Origin of the sequence: Microbacterium foliorum (genome assembly GCF_006385575.1) — a bacterium.
In the GTDB taxonomy this organism is placed as follows: domain Bacteria; phylum Actinomycetota; class Actinomycetes; order Actinomycetales; family Microbacteriaceae; genus Microbacterium; species Microbacterium foliorum_B.
The window spans coordinates 532,311-554,800 of sequence record NZ_CP041040.1; the positions used below are offsets into that span (position 1 = coordinate 532,311).

General features: G+C 64.3%; 29 protein-coding genes and 1 pseudogene. 14 read left to right on the forward strand and 16 right to left on the reverse strand.

Going from position 1 to position 22,490, the window contains the following annotated elements; genetic code table 11:
• Nucleotides 1-138: 138 nt before the first annotated feature.
• Nucleotides 139-1,545, reverse strand: a complete 1,407-nt coding sequence (locus tag FIV50_RS02575) for a cell division initiation protein (protein ID WP_140036062.1) — start codon at nt 1,543-1,545, stop codon at nt 139-141.
• 167 nt (nt 1,546-1,712) lie between these two features.
• On the reverse strand, nt 1,713-2,216 hold the full coding sequence (locus FIV50_RS02580) for a hypothetical protein (RefSeq protein ID WP_140036063.1): 504 nt from the start codon (nt 2,214-2,216) through the stop codon (nt 1,713-1,715).
• A 72-nt stretch (nt 2,217-2,288) separates the two neighbouring features.
• Here FIV50_RS02580 and FIV50_RS02585 point away from each other — a divergent pair, with 72 nt between their 5' ends.
• Nucleotides 2,289-3,023, forward strand: coding sequence for a DUF2071 domain-containing protein (locus FIV50_RS02585; protein WP_140036064.1), 735 nt, complete (start codon nt 2,289-2,291; stop codon nt 3,021-3,023).
• Here FIV50_RS02585 and FIV50_RS02590 read toward each other — a convergent pair.
• The 3 genes from FIV50_RS02590 to FIV50_RS02600 form a co-directional block, all read right to left on the reverse strand.
• The gene (locus FIV50_RS02590) at nt 3,004-3,924 is read right to left on the reverse strand and encodes an AEC family transporter (RefSeq protein WP_140036065.1); all 921 of its coding nucleotides are present in this window, start codon (nt 3,922-3,924) and stop codon (nt 3,004-3,006) included. The two genes, FIV50_RS02585 and FIV50_RS02590, sit on opposite strands and share 20 nt — an antisense overlap.
• Before the next feature lie 316 nt (nt 3,925-4,240).
• Nucleotides 4,241-4,864, reverse strand: coding sequence for a GntR family transcriptional regulator (locus FIV50_RS02595; protein ID WP_140036066.1), 624 nt, complete (start codon nt 4,862-4,864; stop codon nt 4,241-4,243).
• A gap of 111 nt (nt 4,865-4,975) precedes the next feature.
• The gene (locus FIV50_RS02600; protein WP_140036067.1) at nt 4,976-5,278 is read right to left on the reverse strand and encodes a hypothetical protein; all 303 of its coding nucleotides are present in this window, start codon (nt 5,276-5,278) and stop codon (nt 4,976-4,978) included.
• A gap of 127 nt (nt 5,279-5,405) precedes the next feature.
• Here FIV50_RS02600 and FIV50_RS02605 point away from each other — a divergent pair, with 127 nt between their 5' ends.
• The 3 genes from FIV50_RS02605 to FIV50_RS18010 all read left to right on the forward strand — a co-directional run bounded on the left by FIV50_RS02605 (nt 5,406) and on the right by FIV50_RS18010 (nt 8,217).
• Nucleotides 5,406-6,026 carry a hypothetical protein gene (locus FIV50_RS02605; RefSeq protein ID WP_219846243.1) on the forward strand — a complete coding sequence of 207 codons (621 nt, stop codon included), beginning with the start codon at nt 5,406-5,408 and terminating at the stop codon, nt 6,024-6,026.
• Between the two features lie 716 nt (nt 6,027-6,742).
• Nucleotides 6,743-7,513, forward strand: a complete 771-nt coding sequence (locus tag FIV50_RS02610; protein ID WP_181164315.1) for an AAA family ATPase — start codon at nt 6,743-6,745, stop codon at nt 7,511-7,513.
• Nucleotides 7,510-8,217: a retron system putative HNH endonuclease gene (locus FIV50_RS18010; RefSeq protein ID WP_181164316.1), complete on the forward strand. Its 708-nt coding sequence runs from the start codon at nt 7,510-7,512 to the stop codon at nt 8,215-8,217. The genes FIV50_RS02610 and FIV50_RS18010 overlap by 4 nt, the downstream gene beginning before the upstream one ends.
• Nucleotides 8,218-8,586: 369 nt before the next feature.
• Here the strand turns inward: FIV50_RS18010 and FIV50_RS02620 are convergent, their stop codons facing one another.
• Both FIV50_RS02620 and FIV50_RS02625 read right to left on the reverse strand, forming a co-directional pair.
• Nucleotides 8,587-8,913, reverse strand: coding sequence for a hypothetical protein (locus tag FIV50_RS02620; RefSeq protein WP_140036069.1), 327 nt, complete (start codon nt 8,911-8,913; stop codon nt 8,587-8,589).
• An 83-nt stretch (nt 8,914-8,996) separates the two neighbouring features.
• Nucleotides 8,997-9,842, reverse strand: a complete 846-nt coding sequence (locus tag FIV50_RS02625; protein WP_258184380.1) for a helix-turn-helix transcriptional regulator — start codon at nt 9,840-9,842, stop codon at nt 8,997-8,999.
• 100 nt (nt 9,843-9,942) lie between these two features.
• Here FIV50_RS02625 and hxlB point away from each other — a divergent pair, with 100 nt between their 5' ends.
• The 4 genes from hxlB to FIV50_RS02645 all read left to right on the forward strand — a co-directional run bounded on the left by hxlB (nt 9,943) and on the right by FIV50_RS02645 (nt 12,540).
• A complete protein-coding gene (gene hxlB / locus FIV50_RS02630; RefSeq protein ID WP_140036070.1) occupies nt 9,943-10,545 on the forward strand; it encodes a 6-phospho-3-hexuloisomerase in 603 nt (200 codons plus the stop codon).
• A gap of 52 nt (nt 10,546-10,597) precedes the next feature.
• Nucleotides 10,598-11,221: a 3-hexulose-6-phosphate synthase gene (gene hxlA / locus FIV50_RS02635; RefSeq protein ID WP_140036071.1), complete on the forward strand. Its 624-nt coding sequence runs from the start codon at nt 10,598-10,600 to the stop codon at nt 11,219-11,221.
• Between the two features lie 649 nt (nt 11,222-11,870).
• Nucleotides 11,871-12,209, forward strand: coding sequence for a DUF7882 family protein (locus FIV50_RS02640; RefSeq protein WP_140036072.1), 339 nt, complete (start codon nt 11,871-11,873; stop codon nt 12,207-12,209).
• 55 nt (nt 12,210-12,264) lie between these two features.
• Nucleotides 12,265-12,540 carry a hypothetical protein gene (locus tag FIV50_RS02645; protein ID WP_140036073.1) on the forward strand — a complete coding sequence of 92 codons (276 nt, stop codon included), beginning with the start codon at nt 12,265-12,267 and terminating at the stop codon, nt 12,538-12,540.
• On the opposite strand, the gene FIV50_RS02650 is transcribed toward FIV50_RS02645, so the two are convergent.
• The 5 genes from FIV50_RS02650 to FIV50_RS02670 all read right to left on the reverse strand — a co-directional run bounded on the left by FIV50_RS02650 (nt 12,537) and on the right by FIV50_RS02670 (nt 15,927).
• The gene (locus tag FIV50_RS02650) at nt 12,537-12,866 is read right to left on the reverse strand and encodes a DUF7882 family protein (RefSeq protein WP_140036074.1); all 330 of its coding nucleotides are present in this window, start codon (nt 12,864-12,866) and stop codon (nt 12,537-12,539) included. The genes FIV50_RS02645 and FIV50_RS02650 overlap by 4 nt on opposite strands.
• Nucleotides 12,867-13,279: 413 nt before the next feature.
• Nucleotides 13,280-13,645, reverse strand: coding sequence for a cupin domain-containing protein (locus tag FIV50_RS02655; RefSeq protein WP_140036075.1), 366 nt, complete (start codon nt 13,643-13,645; stop codon nt 13,280-13,282).
• A gap of 136 nt (nt 13,646-13,781) precedes the next feature.
• Nucleotides 13,782-14,879, reverse strand: coding sequence for a cation transporter (locus tag FIV50_RS02660; RefSeq protein WP_140036076.1), 1,098 nt, complete (start codon nt 14,877-14,879; stop codon nt 13,782-13,784).
• Nucleotides 14,849-15,337, reverse strand: coding sequence for a transporter substrate-binding domain-containing protein (locus FIV50_RS02665; RefSeq protein ID WP_140036077.1), 489 nt, complete (start codon nt 15,335-15,337; stop codon nt 14,849-14,851). The genes FIV50_RS02660 and FIV50_RS02665 overlap by 31 nt, the downstream gene beginning before the upstream one ends.
• A gap of 260 nt (nt 15,338-15,597) precedes the next feature.
• On the reverse strand, nt 15,598-15,927 hold the full coding sequence (locus FIV50_RS02670; RefSeq protein ID WP_219846244.1) for a TraR/DksA family transcriptional regulator: 330 nt from the start codon (nt 15,925-15,927) through the stop codon (nt 15,598-15,600).
• Between the two features lie 530 nt (nt 15,928-16,457).
• Between FIV50_RS02670 and FIV50_RS17615 the strand changes: the two genes are divergently transcribed.
• From FIV50_RS17615 to FIV50_RS02685, 4 genes are all read left to right on the forward strand, one after another.
• Entirely contained in the window at nt 16,458-16,613 is a 156-nt protein-coding gene (locus tag FIV50_RS17615) for a hypothetical protein (RefSeq protein WP_181164317.1), read from the forward strand.
• A gap of 104 nt (nt 16,614-16,717) precedes the next feature.
• A complete protein-coding gene (locus FIV50_RS02675; RefSeq protein WP_219846245.1) occupies nt 16,718-17,110 on the forward strand; it encodes a hypothetical protein in 393 nt (130 codons plus the stop codon).
• Nucleotides 17,111-17,438: 328 nt separating this feature from the next.
• Complete coding sequence (locus tag FIV50_RS02680) at nt 17,439-17,987, forward strand: DUF488 domain-containing protein (protein ID WP_140036079.1); 549 nt, start codon at nt 17,439-17,441, stop codon at nt 17,985-17,987.
• Between the two features lie 61 nt (nt 17,988-18,048).
• Nucleotides 18,049-18,363 (forward strand): DUF7882 family protein, encoded by a 315-nt coding sequence (locus FIV50_RS02685; RefSeq protein ID WP_140038600.1) that lies wholly within the window; start codon nt 18,049-18,051, stop codon nt 18,361-18,363.
• A 280-nt stretch (nt 18,364-18,643) separates the two neighbouring features.
• Here the strand turns inward: FIV50_RS02685 and FIV50_RS02690 are convergent, their stop codons facing one another.
• On the reverse strand, nt 18,644-19,249 hold the full coding sequence (locus FIV50_RS02690) for a uracil-DNA glycosylase family protein (protein WP_258184381.1): 606 nt from the start codon (nt 19,247-19,249) through the stop codon (nt 18,644-18,646).
• Nucleotides 19,250-19,679: 430 nt separating this feature from the next.
• On the opposite strand from FIV50_RS02690, the pseudogene FIV50_RS02700 reads away from it, so the two are divergent.
• Nucleotides 19,680-19,990: pseudogene (locus FIV50_RS02700) on the forward strand (DUF7882 family protein).
• On the opposite strand, the gene FIV50_RS02705 reads toward FIV50_RS02700, so the two are convergent.
• The 3 genes from FIV50_RS02705 to FIV50_RS02715 all read right to left on the reverse strand — a co-directional run bounded on the left by FIV50_RS02705 (nt 19,987) and on the right by FIV50_RS02715 (nt 21,983).
• Nucleotides 19,987-20,262, reverse strand: coding sequence for a hypothetical protein (locus FIV50_RS02705; RefSeq protein WP_140036081.1), 276 nt, complete (start codon nt 20,260-20,262; stop codon nt 19,987-19,989). The pseudogene FIV50_RS02700 and the gene FIV50_RS02705 sit on opposite strands and share 4 nt — an antisense overlap.
• A gap of 47 nt (nt 20,263-20,309) precedes the next feature.
• Nucleotides 20,310-20,696: a DUF7882 family protein gene (locus FIV50_RS18035; RefSeq protein WP_140038601.1), complete on the reverse strand. Its 387-nt coding sequence runs from the start codon at nt 20,694-20,696 to the stop codon at nt 20,310-20,312.
• 345 nt (nt 20,697-21,041) lie between these two features.
• Complete coding sequence (locus FIV50_RS02715) at nt 21,042-21,983, reverse strand: GlxA family transcriptional regulator (protein WP_087136509.1); 942 nt, start codon at nt 21,981-21,983, stop codon at nt 21,042-21,044.
• A gap of 107 nt (nt 21,984-22,090) precedes the next feature.
• On the opposite strand from FIV50_RS02715, the gene FIV50_RS02720 reads away from it, so the two are divergent.
• Nucleotides 22,091-22,402, forward strand: coding sequence for a putative quinol monooxygenase (locus tag FIV50_RS02720; protein ID WP_033107114.1), 312 nt, complete (start codon nt 22,091-22,093; stop codon nt 22,400-22,402).
• Nucleotides 22,403-22,490 lie beyond the last annotated feature (88 nt).

Genomic DNA, 22,490 nt, shown 5'->3' on the forward strand with positions numbered 1-22,490 from the left:
CGTGCCTGCAGACGAGCTCGCGCGGTAGCCGTGAAACGACGGACTCGGGCATCCACCGATCGGTGGATGCCCGGCGGGGACAGAAAAGGGGGCGTGAGCGGAGTGTCCGCTCACGCCCCTTCCGTCAGGCGATGGAGATCAGCGCGAGGTCTTCTCGTCGGCCTCGACGACCTCGATGGTGATCTTGCCGTCGATGGTCTCGGCGTCGTCGTCGAGGATCTCGTCGTCGAGGGCTTCGTCGCCGCGGAACTCCTCGACGGGCTCTGCGGTCTCATCCTGGTCGTCTTCGATGATCTCGGCATCGAGCGGGTCGACGTCGTCGTCAGCGTCCGCCACCGTGGCGACGGCGTCGCCGGTCTGCGGATCGCTGAAGATGCCCTCCGGGCGGATCAGCTCGCGCACCTCGGCCATGAAGCTGGCGAGCTGCTGCTGCTGCCAGCGCAGCTGCCGTGCCTGGTCTTCGGCATCCCGCAGCACCGCGGAGGTGTGTCCCGTCACCGAGTCGACGATCTTCTGCGACTTCACGCGTGCGCGGTCGAGCGTGTCGCGGGCACGCACCTGAGCGTCCGCTTCGATGGTCTGCGCCTGCGAGCGCATCAGGCGCTCGTAGTCGTCGGCCTTCGCAGAGATGCGCTGTGCGTGATCGAGTGAGGCGGCGACCTGCTCGTTGGCATCGTTCGTGATGCGCTCGGCGTGCGCGACGGCCTGGTTGTGCAGCACGAGGAACTCCTGCTGGGCGTCATCCTGGCGTCGGGTGAGCGTCTCCTCGAACTCGAGCACGCGGGCGTTCATCTCGCGCACCTCGCGCTCAGCCTCGGCGCGCAGCTGGGTCGTCTCACGGGTGACGAGAGAGCGGAGCGCTGCGGCGCCCTTCTCGGCCTCGGTGCGGATCGCGGTGGCCTCCTGCGTGGCCTGGTGCACCCGCTCGGCGGCGTGCGCAGCCTCGCGCTCGAGCGTCGCCTGGTGCGCGGTGTACTCGGTGTCGATCTTCAGGCGCACCTGGTCGGCATCGTGCTGAGCGTGCGCGATGATGCGGGTGACATCGGCATCCGCCTCGGCACGTTGCGTCGTGACCTCTTCGCGAGCTGCGGCCATCAGGCGGTCTGCCTGCACCGCGGCGTTCTGGATGAGCACGTTGGCCTGCTCTTCCGCGACGCGGAGGATCGCCTCGAACTGCTCGCGCGACGGTGCTTCCTGGCCGTCGGCACGCGGGGTGTCGACGAGCTCGTTGGTCAGGGTGGCGACCTGCTGCTCGGTCTCCGCGGCCTTCGCCTTGGTGGCGAGAAGCTCGGCCTCGAGTTCTTCACGGGCGATGCGCTCTTCTTCGCGGAGCGCCTCGACGGCGTCTTCGTGGCGCGCCTCGGTGGCGGCGAGCTCGGCCTTCGCCTGCTGCAGCTGGTTGCGCAGCGCGCTCAGAGCCGAATCGACCTCGGCCTTGTCGTAGCCGCGGAACGAGGCGGCGAAGCCGGACTGCTCACGCGGTGTCTCTTCGATCAGCTTGTCGAAGAAGTCGGGAGTCCGGTCGTCATTGGGGGATTCACTCATTGGTCGGCCTTTCCGGCGCAGGTCACAGAGGGACTGAGGGCTGTGATGAGAAATGGTGCCGTCGCGAGGCCGGCTGTGGTGGGGCCGGGTGCGTCATCAGCAGCTTCAGCCTAGTTGCGGCAGCTGTGAGATGCACCCGATGTTCCGGTACGCGACGCGGTGTCGCTCTAGTCCGACATCCAGGTGCCGGTCGCCTCGTCGCGCCGGTGGTGGATGGGTCGTCCGGGAGAGACCGCGATGCCCCTGGCGTGGGCGGCGGCGGAGACGCCCGAGCGCAGGTCTGCCCAGAACTCCGAGGTGTTCGGCACTCCCAGGTACTCGCGGATCCGCTCGACCTCCAGCCGGGCTCCGTCCTCATCGTCGTCGAGCCGCACGATCGCGTCATCCGGCTCGACGAAGCGGATGCCGTACACACCGCCCTCGAGCCGGGTGAACTTGCGCGGCTGCTGCAGCACGACGACGTCGACGACCTCGCGCGCCGTCGTCTCGGACGTGTGCAGCACCAACGTCGTGCCCAGTTCGTCGAGGATCCCCGTAAGGCGGGTCGTCGCGTAGTGCCGCCCTGCTCGGTCGCCGGCCGCGTCCGTCGAGCGGCGGACCCAGCGGGGGATGAAGATCGCCAGCACGAGGATCGCGCCGATCACGGCGATGTAGATGAGCGGATTGTCCACGGATCCAACCTACGGGCAGGGCCGGACACCGACACCCTTGGAGGAATTTAGCTACAGTGCTACATTCACAACATGACGACTATTCGCGACGTACGGGCGCAGTTGCGCCGGCGACTGCTGATCAGCTATCGCGTCGACCCCGAGGTCGCCGCCTCGCTGCTGCCCGCGGGGTTCCGCCCACGAATCATCGACGGCTCTGCGGTCGCCGGCGTGTGCGTGCTGGGTCTGGAATCGGTCCGGCCGAGCTGGTCGAACAGTCGACGGGGTCTCCGCTCCGAGAACGCCGCTCATCGGATCGCCGTCGAGTGGGATGGCCCCGACGGCGTCGAGCAGGGAGTCTTCATCTTCGAACGCCACAGTTCGGCATGGCATCCGGTGCTGTTCGGCGGGCGCCTGTTTCCCGGCGTGCATCGCAGGGCGCGATTCCGGATCGAGGAGTCCGGCGATCGTTACGCGCTCACGATGGAGGCGGCCGGGCGCAGCCTCACCGCGGACGTCGAGGTGGTCGGCGAGTGGTCCAGCACGCTGTTCGCATCGATCGACGAGGCGTCCGACTTCTACCGCTCCGGTCGCGTCGGGTGGTCACCGACCAGAGATCGACGCCGGGTCGAATCTGTCGCACTCGCGTCCGACACCTGGAAGGTCGAAGGTGCTCGCCTGCACCACCTTCGGTCGTCGTTCTTCGAGGCACTTCCTGCCGGGGCTGCGGTCTTCGACAGTGTCGTCGTGATGCGCGATCTTCCGCTGACCCTCTCCGACGCCGGCGACCGGCGGGATGCCGCGGTGCTCAGCCCAGCAGGAACATGATGAGGACCAGCACGGGCAGGCAGCCGAGCGTGGTCAGCAACACGGTGTCACGCGAGATGGTCTCGCCGATGTCGTAGCGCTGCGAGTAGTTGAAGACGTTCTGAGCGGTCGGGAGTGCTGCGAGGATGACGACGATCAGCACCTCGGCCGACGACAGCCCGAAGACGAACTCGGCCACGCCCCAGGCGATCAGAGGCATCGCGATGAGCTTGAGCGATGACGCGAAGATGATGTCGCGGCGGTGTCCGGGGGCTCCGAGCACGCGCTGGCCGTGCAGTGAGATGCCATAGCTGATCAGCAGCACCGGCACGGCCGCGTCGGCGATCAGCTGCGCGGGCTCCATGACGATGGGCGGAACGGTGAGGCCCAGCACCGAGACGAGGGTTCCGAGGAGTGAGGCGATGATGATCGGGTTGGTCGCGGTGCGCATGAAGGTCTTGCGCAGCGATACCCGGTCGCTCGTGACGGCGTCGAGGATCGTCAGCGAGACCGGCGTGAAGACCAGCAGCTGCAGGAGCACCACCGGAGCGGGATAGGCGGCGCTGCCGAGCAGGTAGAGCGACAGCGGGATGCCGATGTTGTTCGAGTTGACCTGCCCGGCCGACAGGGCGCCGATCAGCGTCTCTCCGACGGGACGCTTCCACCAGAGCCGCGCCACCAGGGTGTAGATCGCGATGATCGCGACGGCCGCTATCGCTGAGACGGGGAGCAGCGACGAGAAGAGCATCTTCGCATCGGCATGGGCGAGCACTGTGAAGAGCAGGAACGGCGACAGCACGAAGAAGATCAGGCGGCCGAGCACATGCCGCGCATGCGGGCCGAGCAGATCGATCCGGCCGAGCACGTAGCCGAGCGCGATCGCGACCCCCACGACCGCGAATCCGGTGAACGTCTCGAGCATGGTTCGAGCGTATCCAGCCCGGAGTCAGGCGGTCGCCACCGGCCGATCGCCTGCGGCGCGTTGGCCTAGCAGTTCGAGCGTCACCACGTCAATGGTCGAGCCCCGATCAGCGTCAGGACGCGCCTCGCCAATACGCTGGCAACACGACGAGCCGCATTCTGCTGCTCGACCGTCGGTCGAACCAGACGGTGCCCTCGAGTCTCTCGGTCTTGAGCGCCCACATGGGGGTGGGTGCGCATGCGGACCTTCTCATCGGCTGATCCGGTCCCCCCGTTCGGGCGCGGGGGACCGGAACCAACTCCTCGGAGTCGATCCGCTACTTCAGACGGAGCATCCTCTGCACGGCCTTCACGCCGGCGTTCGCACTGCGGGCGCGCATCGCAGACTCGAGCTCCTCGAGGGACTCTCTCGTGTTCACTCGCGGCTCACCGAGGTAGAGATCGCGGAACACCAGGTACCAGAAGTCGCTCAGCATCAGTCGATAGAGATCGTTAAGCGCACGGTCGGTCAGGAATTCGAACAGCTCGACATGGGCCTCGATCCATCCTTCGCCGGACTCGACCGACTCGATGGCGTCGCCGATCAGCTCGCACGCGATGGCGAGGTCTGCCTCGGACAGTGCGAGCGCGGCCTCGCGGATGATCTCCCCGCCCTGCGACGCGGCGAACTCGCGGGTGATGCGCGAGCGCTCGTCTGTGATGTCGGTGACCATCGAATAGCGATTCGCGTGGACTTCCATCAGCCCCGCTCGCGCGAGCCGCTGCACGGCCTCTCGAACCGGAGTGCGTGTGACGCCGAGGTCGTCGGCGATCGCCTTGTCGCTCAGCTTCGCGCCGGGCGCATAGGTGCCGTCAGCGATCGACGTCGCCAGTCGACGGAAGAGCTCTTCGGCTCCCAGGTTCCGCTGAGCCCCAGGCGCAACGGGCAGGTCAGGTCCCATATCGATATATTACTTCGCATAGGTCGGGCGGGATATCGACGGCGAGAGGCGCAGTGCGTGTCTATTCTGCTGCAGCCGCACTCGTGAGCTGCATCGACGAAGTCGCCGTCCTCAGGTCGACGAGGACCCGCGGCTGACGCGCCGGTTGTGAAGAGTCAGTGCGACGAGCGCCGCGACGGGACCGGCCAGAACCACCATGATCGTCCAGTGCCACCCTGCGGTGCTCACGAGCGCACCACCGAGCACGATGAGACCGGCGCCGACGGCCCGCAGCGCGATCGACCTGCCCGGGGTCTTCTGAGGCTTGCGGCCGAAGGGGACTCGTGTCGTCGCGTTCGCCCGCAGAGCCATGCCGAGGGCGGTGTGGAAGATCACGATCCCGACGCCGGCGGCAGCGAATCCGAAGACGAACATGGCATCGACGCTATCAAGTGCGCTGTGCGGCGGCCGAGTCGCCCCAGGGAAGCACAGAGACCCCCGTGCGTAGAGCCGGTAGGCAAGGCGTATTTAGGGTGGAGAGGAGTTGCGACAGGGGAGTTTCATGATGTCGGCAGAAGGCGACTGGACCGTCCGCCCCAGGCAGGGGGTGGGGCGGCTCGAGTGCGGGATGTCCCCCGCGCAGGTGGATGCTCTCTCGGATGTCTATGGTGCCGTGAGCGGACGAGGGAACGACAGGGCCGCCGACGCGCTTCTGCATGAGACGCTCGAGATGTTCGGCGGCGCGATGGGTCCGGAGGAGAAGGATGCTCTCCTCGCGGCATACGCAGAGAGTGGTCCTCCTGCGGAAGCTCTCACGGAGGCGCGCGGTGATCCAGGCGTGATTCTCGGCTACGAAGCCGATCGCCTGGTCCAGATCATGCCGGCCATCGGCCAGCGGCCGTTGCTGCTCGATGGGCGGGACATGTTCTCGCTGAGCGCGGCAGAGGCTTTGATGCTGCTGGAGCTGCGGAACGGCGGGCCCGGGCGCTACGCCGACACGGAGGCGGCGTTCGACAACCTCGCCATCTCGGTCGACGGGTTCTCCCTCACCCAGCGCGATGACGGCGTGCGGACCTTAAGTGAGACCGATGCGCGCTTCGGGCAGCGAACGGTGACGGTGCGCCGGCATCCCTACCTGGCTGAGGACGCGATGGACCGGTTCGTCACCCATCGACTCGCGTGAACCTGCGCCGCCGGGAAAAGCGGAAACCCCCGAGCGGAACGGCATTGCTGTCGATCTGGCTCTGACTGAAGCCTGTCGACACGCGACTGCTGCGACGCCGAGGACCGGACGCACCGCAGGTGGCGCAGCCGGCCGGAGGTCGGCCTTGAATGAGTAAAGAAAGTTCTCACAGCTCTCGCCCGTGAGTTCTGAGCCGACCATCCCGTCAGGTTGGTGGGTCGCTCGCGACCACCCCGCAATATCGAGGCGGGTGGTCGCGTGGCTCGGCGACACGGGCTGTGTGCGTTATAAGTCACTTCCCCTTGTGTGCGTTATAAGTCACATATAGCTATCGCAGGTCCCGCCGCCGCACGAAACCTCGTGGAGTCCTTCTCAAACTGGATTCATGACAGAGAAGACTTGGCGTCGACAACGGTGAAGGTGGAGTTCTCCCAGTCAGACTCCTTCAAGACCGGCAGGCCGATGACCTTCAATCGGAGCATGGCGCTCCAGTGGAGCAGGGTGGAGGATGGCCCTGCGCCGGTGATGGAGAGGAAGATCGTTGGGGGCGTTGGGATCCCACACGTGGCCCGTGGAGCGAGAATCCGCGCGGATGGTTCGTAGCAGGATATGGGCCTTTCCGTCGATTGTCCTCCGCAACCTCTGAAGCGCTCAGACTCATGATGTCCCCAGGTCGGCCAGCGGCTTTGGCGAGCCTGTTCCGGGAAGATGCCTCGTTGAGCGAGTCGATTCAATGGCTTCAAAGTGTCTATCTCAAGCGACTGGAAGGTGACGAGCAAGCGAGTGAGCTCGAGAAGCTTGTTCTTCGGATTCTTGCTGATGGCCTACTTCCCGAGGGCATGACCGTCGAGAAAGTTGACTCGACTGGTCTCTGGGTGACCACCCCTGAGGGCCGAAGCGTTGCATTAACAGAGCTGAGCGATGGATACCGCACGGTGACGGGGCTTGTTCTCGACCTCGTAAGGCAAGTCTTCGTGGAGAACGGTGGCGCGATTCCAACTGACGGAGATGATAATCGCGTTGCAATCACTCAAGACGGAGTGGTGCTCATCGACGAGATCGATGTGCACCTTCATGTGTCCTGGCAACGGCGAATCGGATTCTGGCTCAAGGAGCATTTCCCAAACATCCAGTTCATCGTCACCACCCACAGCCCCTTCATCTGCCAAGCTGTGGACCCCGGCGGCTTGGTGCGGCTCTCACCTCCATGGGAGGAGGGACCCGCCGCGGAGATAGTCGAAGGAGAGACCTTCAACAGGGTCGTCAATGGTTCAACGGATGACGCCCTTCTGACAGATCTTTTTGGTCTCGACACGACCATCTCAGATCGTGCGAACGACACGCGCGCGCGAATAGCTCAGCTCGAAGCGCGCGCTGTCTTGGATGAACTGGACGAAGCGGGTCTGAAGGAGCTACAGCGGCTGCGATCCTTTGCTCCCACCTCGCCCACGGCCGTAGCGGATGTCGCACGGCGAGGGAACTCGTGATCGGTCTTTCGAGGCTTCCACTAGATGAGGATACGGAAACAGCGCTTCAGGCACGTCAGGACAAGGTCAACTCGTCCTCGGATCCCAAAGCAACTGCTGCCGAAGAGTGGCGGAAGCTCGGCAGTAAGCGTCGAAGGGCGCTGCTGAGCAACCTTCGCTCCATGGCTTCTGGTATCGAACGCTGCATGTACTGCGAAGACAGTGGCGGGACGGACATCAAACATTTTCGCCCCAAGAGCACATACCCCGCTTGGGCCTTCCAGTGGGAGAACTATCTTCTCGCGTGCTCTCACTGCAACAGCAACGAGAAGCGGAATCAGTTTCCGCTCTTGCATAGCGGCCAACCCGCGCTAATCGACCCGACCGTCGTCGATCCGTCAGTCCACTTGATCTTCTCGCCCACTACAGGGCGCTACGAGGCTCGCGATGGTGACATCATTGCCGCGAGGTCCATCGAAGTCTTCGGGCTTAATCGGCAGGTCTGTACACAGGGTCGACAGGACATGTGGGACAACTTGCTCGACATCATCGCGTCCTACGAAGCCAGGCCTGACCGGCGAGCTGGGATCCTGGGACGGATTTCACGTTATCCCTTCCAAGGTGTGCGACTGTACTTGCGGAGGACTTGGGAATCGAGTAGGCGGGACATTCTGCTTCCGGCTGAGACGATTGAGGTGCTGACGAGGTATCCCGAACTCCTCTGATGGATGCTGAATGGCGGTGGCGGAAGAGCATCCGTGACAGTGGGTTCAAATCCCACCGTCACCGCCATGGAAACCCCCGAGAAATCGGGGGTTTTTCCGTATCCGGGGTCGGGCGTGATGCATTTTTGGTGCAGATTTTGACGGACCTCGACGCGATCGTGCCGTGCGGTAGCAGCAGACCGGACCATCCCCGGGTGACCGTCCCAGGTGGAGACACGTCAGGCGGAATCCCCCTGAACCACGGTGAGGATATCCCCGACGCTCATCTTCTCCGGCAGGTGCGGATCACCGAGTCCGGCTCCGGATCTCGGATCTTCCGTAGTCAAAGATCTACGACGCGGACCTCATCCTGTTCAGCGCTACTGGTGCTTAGTCTCCTGGGCACGTCGGCGTGCCTCTGCGTCTAGATCCCGCCGCCTGACAGCGGCCGGGCGGCTGAGCCGCCAACGCAGCCCCAAGGGTGTGTGTGTCGCCCTCGTCGCCGTCGGTCGCGTGCTCCGCGATCCAGAGGTCTGCGGCTTCGTCCCTCCCGAATGCTCGCAGGATTCCGGCCAGCGCGTCGACCTCGGGGCAGCTGAGGCGCACGGCCAGGTCGTCGGCGGTGTCCCCGCGGGAGCACACGGAGGCGAACTCGGCCACTGCGTCGAGGAGGGTCGGCTTCTCCGGTGTGGGGCTGGTGGTGATGGTGTCGGACATGGCGTTTTCCCCTCGATGGTGGCGCGGGCTACTGCTACGGATGCCACCCCAGCGCCTATAAAGGAGGGCGAGGGTCCGTCGAGTCAGGCCCTGCTCCTGGTCGAGCTCGCGGCAATCGCTGTCAGCTCTCCCCTCGACCGAGCGCCCGTTTTGCGGAGCAGATTCGACACGTGGAACTTGACGGTGTTGTCGCTGATTCCCAGTTGATCCGCGATTGCACGATTGCGAGCTCCCGATGCCACCAGGCGGAGCACATCGCGCTCCCGCGGGCTGAAGTTCACCGAGTCCTCGAGCGGCTCTGCTTCTGCCGGGGGGTCGAGCGGGAGCCGGATGTCGAGGGATGTCCCCCAGCCTGTCGTCGACGACACCTCCAGGTCGCCGTCGAGAGTAGCGACACGTTCGGCGATGGGCCTGATCGCGTCGTCGTGGGCGCTGATCTCGCCCTGACCGTCGTCGCGGATGCCGATGAGCAGGTTGAGGCCGTCGCAATCCCACTGGATGCGCACCCGTTTCGCCTCCTCCTGGTCGACAAGCGCGAGCACCGCGCTGCGAACGATCGCGCGAGCCGCATGAGCCACCTCCCCTGGCAGCGCCCGCCCACCGGTCGGCGGTTCGACGAACTGCACGTCCAGGCCGCCGAAGCGCGCGAGCGGACGAAGGTCGGTACGGAGCCGCGCGAATGCCCCATCCACCGGCTCCAGCATGGTGCCCAGCTGCTGGTCGGTCGTGCTGCGCAGCTCGATCAGGGCAGCGGATGCCAGATCGAGCGCCGTCGCGCGGCTTGCGCGGTCCTCCAGTCGCGTCGAACGAAGGACCGCGAGAATCGACTCGAGCGTCACAGCATGCCGATCAGCCTGTTCGGCCATCGCCTGCGCGTGCTCGACCTGAAGCCTGCGAGAGACCGGACCGAGCTCGTTGTTGTTGCTCACCGCTTCAACCTACCCGGCCAACCTGTACCTACCGCAATGGGTAGGTACACTCTACCGCCGGGCGGGCGCGTCGCTGCCGCAACCCGGCGACCATGGATACATGACTGCTGTGGACCGTGACGTATCGACGCCCTCGCCACCCGACGTGACGGCATCCCTTTCCCTCATCCTGGAGGAAGTCAGGGCGACGACCGACGCGGTGATGACACACCGAGTGGACGACCTCGACAACCTCGCCGAAACCCTCGCGAATGCCAGGCGGATCTTCGTGCTCGGGGCGGGCCGTTCCGGCATCACCCTGCAGATGACTGCCATGCGCCTCATGCACCTCGGTCTGACCGTGCACGTCGTCGGCGACGTGACCACGCCGGCGATCGGCCCCGGCGATGTGCTGCTGATGGCAAGCGGCTCAGGAACGACGACATCGATCGTTCGTGGGGCGGATGCCGCGGTGAAGGCTGGCGCGAAGGTCGCCGTCATCACAACAGCCGCAGCGTCGCCGTTGGCTGCGCTCGCCACCGCCGTGGTGGTCGTGCCGGCCGCGGGAAAGCTGGACCGTTCCGGCACCGTCTCGGCGCAGTACGCGGGCGGTCTGTTCGAGCAGACCGTCATGCTGCTCGGCGACGCTCTGTTCCACAGCCTATGGCTGCGTTCGGGGCAGAGCGCAGACGAGCTCTGGCCCCGGCACTCGAATCTTGAATGACACCACCTCCTTGTATACGCGGAGGCTCGCACCACAACCAGAAAGAAACACTATGAAGTTGCAGTTCGCCATGGACACCCTGACCACCGAAGCAGCGCTCGAGCTCGCCGCTGCCGCCGCGCCACATGTCGACATCCTCGAACTCGGCACGCCGCTGATCAAGAGCGCGGGCCTGTCGGCGATCACCGCCGTGAAGGCTGCGCACCCGGACAAGATCGTGTTTGCCGACCTCAAGACGATGGACGCCGGCGAGCTCGAGGCCGACATCGCGTTCGCCGCGGGCGCTGACCTCGTCACCGTTCTCGGTGTCGCCGGTGACAGCACCATCGCCGGAGCGGTGAAGGCCGCGAAGAAGCACGGCAAAGGCATCGTCGTCGACCTGATCGGTGTCGCCGACAAGCCCGCCCGTGCCCGCGAGGTCGTCGCCCTCGGCGCCGAGTTCGTCGAAATGCATGCAGGACTCGATGAGCAGGCGGAAGAAGGCTTCACCTTCGCCACTCTCCTGCGTGACGGAGAAGCATCCGGTTCGCCGTTCTCGGTCGCCGGTGGTATCAATGCGAGCACCATCGCCTCCGTCCAGGCATCCGGCGCGCAGGTCGCCGTCGCTGGCGGAGCCATCTACGGCGCACCAGACGTCGGCGCCGCTGCCGCCGAATTGCGCGCCGCGATCGCCTAGCCCGAGTCGATGTCTGCATGGGGTCGCGGAACACCCACGAACCCATGCGGCCTTCGATTGCACCCTGACTGACCACCGTGACCACCCCCCCCCTACGCGTCTGTCTCGGTGACACGAGAGGGTCAGACGGATACGCGGATGTCGTGGATGATCTGGAGAGACAGCGCGTTCGATTTCGGGAGAGCGGACAGCGACGGTGGCTGGACACCAAGCTCCAGGTATGCCGGGTGGAGTGCGCCAACGACCCCGCCCGCCGCGTTTGTGCGATCCCTGCTCTGGGCCACGCCTCGAGCATCATTTGATTCCGCGTTCGCTCAGCAGGACTGAAGCACCGAACGCACGCGCGTGCGCCAACGATTGCACTCCCGTCGGCGAGTGTGCTTCTTCTACCCGGCTTTTCAATCCGTCATAGACGGAGTGGTTGCACCGTCCCCCTCCTTGGTGCCCACTCCGAGCGGGGTGCCTCGACCTGTATGGCGGGCACCCCGTGCTTCATGCGATACCCAGACGCAGGCGGTCCGGTCTGCCGGTGGCTCTCCATGTGACGATCGGGATCGTGCCGGCGAGACAGATGACTTCGCCGGCACGGTCGTCCGATTTGGGCGGGCGACGAGGGGCGTGTGCGGGATACTGGTGATGCACCCGGATCATGGGTAAGTTCATGTACGAGGGCGGTCAGAAGGTCGAGATCGAGGACCGTGCTCTGACTCATGTGCAGCTCGTCACCACGGCAAAGTTGCGTCGCGCGGAGCCGTTCCCGTTCACCTGGCGGGAAGATGTCAGCATCGGTGGCGGCCGGACGACGGTGTGGATCCACCCGGGCAGCAACCTCGTGTTCAAGTACTACGGGAGCCGCACACCCCCGGTCAATCGCGCGTGGATAGACGCGTTGGCGTTCACGGCGAACTCGCCGTCCGGCCTCTACATGGTCCCGGAGCCAGCGGAGAGCACCAGGCTGGAACAGGACCTGGAGCCTGCCTCAAAGTAGCCCGCTGGCGCAACCCCTTTCGGTGACGGAGCGGGGTCCTCGTAAGGTGCTCTCTATGCATGAGCGGACGGTGGAGCAGACTCACGTCAGCATCGACGGCTCTCGTTTCGTGCTTTCCCCGTCGCAGGACGTGGACGCGTTATGCGAGCAGCTGGAAGCTGCCGTGGCGGGGGCGGGATTGGTCGTGCGGTTCACGACGATGGAGGGCCGTCAGGTGAGAGCGTTGATCACGCCGCGTAGCCGGGTGCTGATCACCGATGAGAGCGTCATGTACGAGTCGGACGACGCGGTGCTGTCGCTGGGCGCGTCCGGGAACTGGGATCTGCTCTAGGCGTTGCTGGCCTCGAGCTCGGTCGTCTCCAGGACCTCATCGACGAGCATGATCCCGCCGCTGGAGTTCGCTGTGTACATCAGCTGTTCCACCCACTTCACGTTGATCTGGGGCTCTTCGGGTTCATCGAACACGAACCGCAGCGGGATCGAGGGGTGAACCCAGATTGTGGAGCGCCCGCCGGGCTCTCCTTCGGGGTGCTTCCAGGACAGAGTGAAGGACTCGTTGCGGCGCAGCTTGGTTGCGAGGACGATCTTCAGGTGTGCGAGAGCACGGTCCTCGATATGGATCGCATCATCGGATGCCCCGTAGTGAAGAGTCGCCATAAGCTCACCCTAGCGGCGGCAGTGACCGGTGCCGCACGCAATCGCGCCGTCGAAAACCAGCGTGTGTCAGGCGGATCCTGACCAGGGGGCGCCGTGTTCCGCGCGTCGGGACGGAGGTGGGTGATCGGGCGGCTGCTGAAGACTCTGGGGGGAGGGAGAGCAACCGCCCGACCGCGTCGAAGATACCGGTCCCCAGGAAGGTGCCCCCACCCATCGATGTCGCAGACGCGAAGCAACAGTCCCACCTTTTCCCAGGTCGCGCAAGACTACCTTCGAGTAGGAGCCGCGCAGGGAGCCAGTTCAGGGGAGCTGGTCGAGGACGAGTTCACCACGCGCGGCGACGTGCTCCATCATCCGCTCGATCCGTGCGGGGTCGCTAGGCCGCAGTATATCGGCCACGCATACGAGCGACCCTACGTCGTGCGCTGGGCGACGTCGATAGATCGCCGGTCCCCTCGCGTGTTCGGAGTACTGACCACGAGAAACCGAGTCTCCTCCACACCGGGATTGGAGAAACGATGAGCGAGGCCGGATGGGATCTCGACTCCCCGCCTGGGGCCCAGCTCCACAATGCCGTCGGCGGTCTGCATCTGAGGTGTGCCCTCAAGCACGTAGAAGAACTGTGTCGCGGTGTCATGCACATGCCACTCTTCGCCGGCTCCGGCCGGCACGCGCTCTTCGATCACCGACAACCCTGGTGTGTCGAATAACCGCCACCCATCGGACACCCCACCCCAGATGTAATGCTCGACGTTCGTGGTATCGACTGACTTGCGCATGATTCGATTCTCCCGGACGCTCTCGCGACTTCCACCGTCTGGATAGCCAGCGGATGCGGCGATCGCCCGTCGGAAACGGTGCTGCTGGCACATCTCAGCTCTACTCATAGCGAGAGGCAGGAACCGGTTGGCGCGATCACGGACGCCGCTCTGCGACTTCCGAAGCTTCGAGTCGGCACTCACTCGATGAGAGCGACGGCCCACCAACGACCCGAGAAAGAGCCACGATTGGCGAGCCGCCGCAGCGACACCATTGCTTTGGCAATTCCGTGGTGAGGATGAGGACGACGTCGGTGAGCTTCCAATCCAGCTCTTCACATCGTTGCTGTGCCGCGCGCAGATCTGCCAGCGTGGGCATTATGGCGTCGACGGGGACGATGAATGCCTCGAGGTGGAAGAATTGACCTTGGTCTCGCACGCGCACGGCCACTTCTCGAACCCAGGGCAGTGTCTCGAGGTACTCGAGAACGGCGTCGGATGCGGGGTGTGGTTTGTGATCATCGAACGTGGTGGCGCGGGTGTCCATGAGGTCGGTGATCGCAGCGCGGGTGTTGCGCAGTCCGTCCCGGAGGATACTGCCGGCGATGAACGTTGCTGCGGCCGAGTCGGCCCACCAGTATCCCAGGCCGATGCCTCCGACGCCGACGCCGACGATGGAGCCCGCCGCGGTCATCCAGTCGGCTTTGTTCATGTCGGCGTCGGCGTAGAGGACTTTGTTGTGGAGGTCTTTCGCCAGTCGCATCTTGACGCGACCGAAGTAGATCGGAAGGGGGATGGTTAGTGCCATCACGCCCATCATCAACCATCCGGACCAGATCACGGTGCCGAACAGTTGGACGGAACCGATGGGTGGCCGGTCGCCACTGATCAGCCCGGTCACGGAATCGAAGAGCAGGAAGGCGCCCATGGTGCAGAGGGCCACGCCGGCGACGAGGTGCACGACTCCGACCGAGCGGAAGAACCCGTAGGGGTACGTGTCGGACGGGGGTTTGGTGATGATGCGGACCGCTATCAGGAAAGCGATCGGGGGTGCCAGAGACAGCAGGTCTTCGATCCACGCCGCCTTCATAGCCTGCGAGCTGCCCATCACAAGGTTCACTCCCGTGATGGCGACAGCGAGGAAGCCGATTGTGAACCATTCGATTTGGATCGCGCGACGCAGCGTCTTCTGTTGCGCGGGGGGCAGGGTCGGGTGCGCCGTGTTCAGTTGTCGTCTCCGTGTTCGAGAAGGAATGTTTCCAGCGTCGTCAGGAACTGGTTTTCACCGAGGGCGGTCAACATCACATGCTTCTTCGTTGCCCCGGCGACCTGTTCGTCGTCGTAGGGGGCGGTGATCGCCGCTTTGTCGGTCCATGGAGTGTCATCGGTGAACCCGCCGATGACAACATCAAGGGAACCGGTGTGGAGGTGGTCGGTGAGGATGGCTTCACTTCCCTCTGTCCACACAATGGTCGCGTCGATCGACTCGGCGAATTTCTCGACGAGTCGCACGTCCTCCCCGGATGGTGTGTCTGGGTCTGTGGTGTCTGTCCACGGTGGGTTGTGGGTGATTCCTACGCGTAGGTCGCCGCCCTGGGCAGTGCGGAGAGTGCCATCGACGTCGGCGGGTATCCCCGCACACCCGGAGAGCATCATTGCGGCCGCGACAATCCCGCCGATCGCGGACGCACTCCACCGTCGTTTGATTGACATCTGATTCCCCATCTGGTTGCTGTGGACAAGTGCGCGGTGTGATCGGCACCCACCTGCAGGCGACAGTTCAGGCAGCGATTGCCCGGCTGAGGTCGTCATCCCACCCTGGGGATTGCGCCACGCCAGGGGGCTTCTGGGTATGGAACCGGGCATCACCCTGTTCCGACGGTGGGCCCGAGTGCCAGGATCCTCGACGAACGATGATCACCCGGATTCCTCTCGGGTCAGGCGGACACGACGGGATCTCGATCGGTTTACAGCTACGCGGCTTCGGCATGGTTCTGACACTCAATGCAGGCGGATGCATGGGGGACCACTTCGAGGCGTGCTGGCGCGATCTGTCGCCCGCATCGCACGCACTGACCGTACGTGCCCGCGTCCAGCCGCTCCAGAGCCGCGCTGATCTGTTGGATCGTGACGCGGTGCGCCGCTGCTGTCTGGTACGCGACAGGGTCGATGGTCGGAATCGCGCGAGGCTCCAGTTCCGCCAGAAGACTCTGACGCTCCTGGAGGCGCTGCTCGAGCTGCGTCCTCATATCGAGGGTGTGGGGGGTCTCGACCGTTACGTCAGAGAGGGGGAAATTTGCCATGACTGCTCCTTTGGGTACAAAAAAAGCGCCGCTTCCGCGACGCGCTGGGTGACCGGGTGGCCCGACGACGGGTCTACGGGGATGCAGCGCGGGATGGGGACCGGAAGAGCAGGTCGCCGCCGGTGAACCGGGGCGGAAGGACCTCGTGCCGCGCACCTGCGATGTCGACCACACTCGTCACGACGGAGGCGTCTGCGAGGCGCTCCGAGCGAATGGGGTCAACACCGGTGGTCATGGCCCTCACCATAGCCTCACCTACAGAAAACGCAAGTTACCCACCTCGGTAGGCGAGCCGGTTGCGTTAACCCCCCGGCTAGCTAGGGTGAGGGCATGGCAGCCCTTCTTGCTTAACGCAACGCTCTCGTTGCACAGCCGGCTGCCCGCTCCCGGGTTGCTGCGGATTCTTCCCCCAGTGACGGTTCGCGGTTCTTGCGTGTTCGACGGGCTCCACCGCAGCGCGCGTAACGCCTCGTAGCCACGTGCGCCGCGTCCTCTGGGATGCGCTCTCTTGCCGTACCCAAGGAAGCCCCATGACCACCGAACACAGCCCCGCCGTACTCATCGGCGAAGCCGCGACAGCGCGCATTGCCGCGCTGCAAGAAACGCTCCATCGTCTCCGCGAACGTGAAACCCGCACCACCGCCTCGCGCGTATCGTCCTTCGATGCGGAGATGCCATGCGAATGACACACCACCGCAGTTCGCGGCACGTCGTCGAGGTGACCGGCGACCCCCTGCAATGCCTCAGCGCCACCGCAGAAGCCAAAAGTTCCGCGTCCTTGCCACCGAGCGTGAGCGTCATCGGGATCGACGGCACCAGCGCACACACCAGAGCCGGACTGGCAGCCCTCCTTCGCCGCCACAAGCGCAACATGTCGACAGTCCCCGCCTCGCTGTCTCACGTCATCGTCGTCATCGATCACCCCCACTGCACCGACGCGTGGACGACCTCGAAGGTTCACCGATGGGCCATGTCCATCCATCGACGCATCCAACGAGCACGCGGCATCGACACCGACGTCACCGCACTTCTGGTGAACCGAGACGTCGACCCCCACCTCATCTGCGAACGTATCCTGGAGCTCGCAGGGCGCCCTCCAGGAGTAAATCCGGCAGCAGTGCACACCATGCACGACATTCGTGCACACACCATTGCCCAAGCATCCGCAAACGACTTCATCTGAAAGGAAAGGCCTTTTCCTACACCGCGACTGCGCGGCGGATTGCAAAGTTGACTTCCCTTGGAAGACGGCTATGGTCAGAGGTTCATCCGCCAGCCAAATAGGGGAAGCGAGTTCTGATGCCCGGTAAGTCACCAACCACACGTGGAGCGAAAAAGGTCGCTCAGCTGTCGATCAAGGAAAAGCGAGCGGCCAAGCGCGAAAAGCGCGAACCCGACGTCTTCCTCAAGCCGCGCAAGGGAGCGAGCCGCTGATCGGCTGACCGGGGGACCCCTTGGGTGCGAGGAGTTCCCCGGTCGCAACCGACCGCTCGCAACCGTTCAGGAGCAGGATGCAACCCTCGACAGTGTTCACCATCGGTCACTCCACACACCCGATCGAGGAGTTCATAGCGCTGCTCGAAAACAACGGCGTGCAACAACTCATCGATGTGCGGACGGTTCCCGGCTCGCGACATAACCCGCAATTCGGCGCGCAGGCGCTTGAGGAAAGCCTGACGGACGCAGGCCTGCACTATGCGCGGATGGAAGAACTCGGCGGTCTCCGCCACACACCAGTGAATGTGGAGAGCATCAACGGCGCCTGGCGCAACAAAAGCTTCCGAAGCTACGCCGACTACATGCAAACCGAGCCCTTCGCGCGTGGAATAGACCGTCTGATCGATCGAGCAAAAGAGAAGACTGTGGCGATCATGTGCGCGGAAGCGGTCCCGTGGCGCTGCCACCGGTCTCTCATCGCGGATGCGCTGCTCGTTCGCCACATTTCTGTGAAGGACATCATGAGCGCCACCTCCACCAAACCCCACACACTCACGTCGTTCGCGTCGGTGGACGGGCAGCGGGTCTGGTACCCGCCCACTAACCTGGAAGGGCAACCGTAGGCATAGCGAGCCTCTCGCCGATGTGACCGAGTTGTCATTCCGAGAATGGATGTCGTCCACCATGGGCACACTGCACTACGGCGGGTCGGAAGCGCCGATCCACATCGAGGAACGTGCCCTCGCACACCTCAAAGTGATCGTCGCCACCAAGCTCCGCCGCAACGAGTCTTTCACCCTGTCCTGGCGTTATCCGGAAGGGGACCCTGAAGGGCGCAGCACCATCTGGCTACACCCGTCGATCCCACTGCAATTCACCTTCGATGAGCTCGAACCCCCGCAACTCAACCTGCAATGGATCCACGCGCTGATGGAGCCAGCCAACAGCTCCGGAGGCGTCACGTTCCTCGAGGGAGTCCTGGAAACACCCACAGGATGACCCCCACTCGAGTGGGAACGATACTACGCGGGCCCGCCTTGCGTATTGCGCGTTAAAGACTCTCTAGCCGAGGGGCAGCCTTCTCGAAACGATGAGTTCCCCAGAACCGAGGTTCCGAGAGGGCTCGTCACAGATGCGTGACATCGCCTCGTTGCGTGTGGCGTAGCGCCCCAGACGCTCCGCAAGTAGCCCCAGCTACTAACCAAACGTTACCATCCATGTCCACCAAAAGGGGGACAGGGCGGCCAAGCTGCAGCGGCGCGGCGATTGCTACAGGAACTTACCGCAGTGCCCTCTCGACGTGCAGACGAAGGTCCTCCACGACATCCGTCGCAAACCACGGGTTCCTGGCATGCCAGCGAAAGTTCAGCGGCGAGGGATGCACCAGCGGGAACCGTTCGGGAAGGAACTGCTCGTAGTTCCGCACGGTATCGGTCAGAGTCTGTGTGGTGGCGATCGGTAGATATGCCTGCTGGGCATATCTACCGATGAGAAGGGTCAATCGGATACTCGGCATCAACGCGAAAAAAGGTGGGTGCCACCGGGCGGCGACGCCTTGTCGCGGAGGCGCATCACCCGATCCGTTCCGACCGGGTCCGGGGTAGTAAAAGTCCATCGGCAGGAGAGCGAACTGTTCCGGGTCGCGGAATTGTCTTTCCGTGACCCCCAGCCATTCCATGAGCGTGGCGCCACTCGCGTCGTCCCAGGGCACCCCGCTGGCTTGTGCACGCCGACCCGGCGCCTGACCGATGACCGCGACACGGGCGCCCGCGCCCGCCGTATATACGGGATCTATGCCCTGCTCTCGGAAACCGCTGTTGGCGACATCGTGGATCAGCTCATGGCGAAGTAGAGCGAAAGGATCAGGAGCTTCGACGTTGCTCAAGAAGTCTCCTGACATCGACTCGTTCACCACACGTCGGTGTCTTCTCCTCCCGAAGAAGAGTACGAGCGGCACCATCATGACAGGTCGCCGGAGACCCATCGCTGTGCACCACTCGCCACCAAGGACTGTCATCTTCGAGCCGTGCCACCAGCCGGCCCGCCTGCCGGGGATGAACCCCCCACCAGCGCAGCAATCTCGCCGTAGGTGATCACCTGGCCCGAGGGAACGGCGTCGACGATTCGCCGAACCTCTTCCAGAAGACTCACTACTGCCTCCAAGTGCGGGTCTAAGGAGTGCATCATCTACGTTAGCGAACGGCGCGACCACAAAGATCAGACGCAGATGGCCTTCGACTATCTGGTCGGCCGTCAAGGATCAGCGCGGCGTCGCACGCGGGTCTGTGACTGGCACCATCAGTAGGGTAGGTCGCATGGCCATCCTGTTTTACGGTCCAGGCACCGAGCCGATTCACATCGAAGATCGTGAGCTCGCTCATCTCAAACTGGTGATTGCGACGAAGCTGCGCCGCAATGAGAGCTTCACGCTCTCCTGGAAACACCCCGACGGTCGTTCAACGATCTGGATTCATCCCTCGATTCCGTTGCGGTTCGTGTTCGAAGAACCGGAACCACCGCAGATCAACATGAATGGGTGGAGCAGCTCATGCACACGGCGAACTCCAGCGGCGGGATTGCGCTCGTCGATGAAATGCTGGACACGCCCGAACTCGAGCAGGCCTAGAGCAGATCCCAGCTCCCCGACCCATTCAGCGAAAGCACGGCGTCGTCGGAATCGACATGCACGTCCTCTTCAGAGATCACAACCCGGCTGCTCGGGGTGATCAGCGCTCTCACCCGTCGCTCATCCGCGGCTACGAAGAGCACTGCCCTCCCCGTCCCCGTGACGGCAGCTTCCAGCCGATCACACAGCTGCTCGATGTCCTGCGAGGGAGCAAGGACAAAACTGGAGCCGTCGATGCTGACACGAGTCTGCACCACCGAACGCTCACACATGCCAGAACCCTACATACGAGTGCTACGCGCTCGAAGGGGGGGGGCAATCACGCGCGGATTGAGGCAGTCTCCGAGTCGCGCTCCAACCGTGTTCCTTCTACCGGTTCAGGCGTGAGGTACAGCACCGTGGGGGAGTTCGCGCCAAAGGCGAGAGCATCCAGCCAGGCGCGGTTGATCGCTGGCGCTCGACTACCGAAGAATTTGAACACCATCGAACTGCCCGGGTGGATCCAGACGCTTGTGCGGCCCCCACCAGTGCTCACGTCTTCCTTCCACGTGAAAGTGAAAGGTTCACCGCGCCGCAACTTCGCAGTCATCACGAGCTGAAGATGCGTGAGAGCACGATCTTCGATCTCAACCTTCGGCCCACCCTCGTAAATAAACTGGCTCTTCCCAGATGAAGGTGTAGGTCGGCCGGGCGCGTCGGTCCGCAGATAGACGTCGAGGTCTCCCGACGATGGAGGTTCCTACGCCATCCATCCGAAAGACCTCGACGTGCCCGACGCTACCCCGCCGGCCGGCTTCGGCCGCCCTGACCTAACCGCCTTCGCGGCTCATCCCAATCGGCTCTGCTCGGGTCTGCTGACCCTCTCGACGAGAACGCAGCGACATCACAGCCACCCAACCCCGACCGTCCGGGAAGCCGGGGCACGTCACATGGGCTGTGCTGCGGGCGTGTCGAGTGGGTAGTCCAGGGGCGACGCACGAGCGTCGACGCGACGTGCTGAGAGGTGGTTCCAACCGAGCGCTAGGACACAAGCTACAGGCATGGCGATAGGTCAGGAACGGCGTCGCTCCCTGCGCAGGAGGGAGCGCAGAGTCTCGGCGTTTGCGTAGCCGACCCGTAGCGCGATCTCGGCGGAGGTGAGGTCCGTGGTTGCTGAGAGGTGTCGAGCTCGTTCGGTGCGAAGCCGTTGGACGAAGCCGAGCGGAGTGAGGTTGAGCGCCGCACGGACTCGTCGTTCGAGGGTGCGCCGGCTGGTGCCGAGCGACTGCGCGACGAAGGCGACGTTGAACGGTTCGTCCAGGCGGGCGCGCACGAAGCGTTCGAACTCGACGACGATCGGGTCCTCGTGCCGGAGATGTTCGTAGGCGACGAAAGCCGCCTGCGACGGGCGCTCGTCGATGATGAGGAGCTTGGCGACATGTTGGGCCAGGTCGGGGCTGATCGATCGCACGAGTGAGAGCGCGAGGTCGATGTGGGCGAAGGCGGCGCCGGCGGTGACGAGGTTCCCGTCGACCACGACCATGGTGTCGAGATCGAGGGCGACGGTCGGATAGCGCTTCCGGAACTCCGGCCCCAGGAACCAGCTGGTCGTCGCCCGCCGATGATGCATCCGTCCTGTCTCGGCGACGGCGAACACGCCGGTGCACGCCGCGGCGATCCGGGTGGTCGCGTCGTCGAGGCGCCCGAGTGAGGCGATGACCGAACGAGCATCTCGACTCTGGAGGGCGTCGTGGGTCGCGGCGGCCGTGAGGGTTCCAAGCGCAGGGACGACGACCACGTCGAACTCTCCGGACTCCGGCAGCGGGTGGTCCACCGACAGGGTCATCGATGCCGTCGTGGTCACTCGCCGTTTCGGTCCGAGGATGGCGAGTTCGATCGGGTCGATCCGCGGGTCGACATCGCCGCGGGCTCCGTCGGCCACCCGCACGATGTCGATGATCGACGCGATAGCCGAACCGAAGCAGCCGTCGATCGCGATCAGTCCGATACGCATGACGTAAACAATAGCAATACTGCCGTATACGCCACTCCCCACCGGCCCTCGCTCGTCATACGCTGAACTCGTCCCACGAAGAACCCCGACGTCAAGGAGAGTCCCTCATGTCCACACCCGCATCACTTCCGTATGCCTTCGTCGCCAAGATCGTCGCGGCCGATGGACAGCACGACGCGGTCGCCGATCTGCTCGCCGGCGCTGTCGCACTCGCCAACGAAGAAGTAGGAACGATTGTCTGGTTCGCGGTCAGGACCCACGCCGACACCTTCTGGATCTTCGATGCATTCCCCGACGAAGCCGCTCGCGACGCCCACGCCAACGGCGCCATCGTCGCAGCCCTGATGGCCAACCAGCACCTCCTCGGCGCAGCACCCGAGATCCTGGCGGCCGACGTCCTCGCGTCCAAGCTCCCGTAGTCCGCCAACGCACGAGACGATCGCGCCCCGCCGAGTCGGTCCGCAGATAGACGTCGAGGTCTCCCGACGATGGAGGTTCCTACGCCAT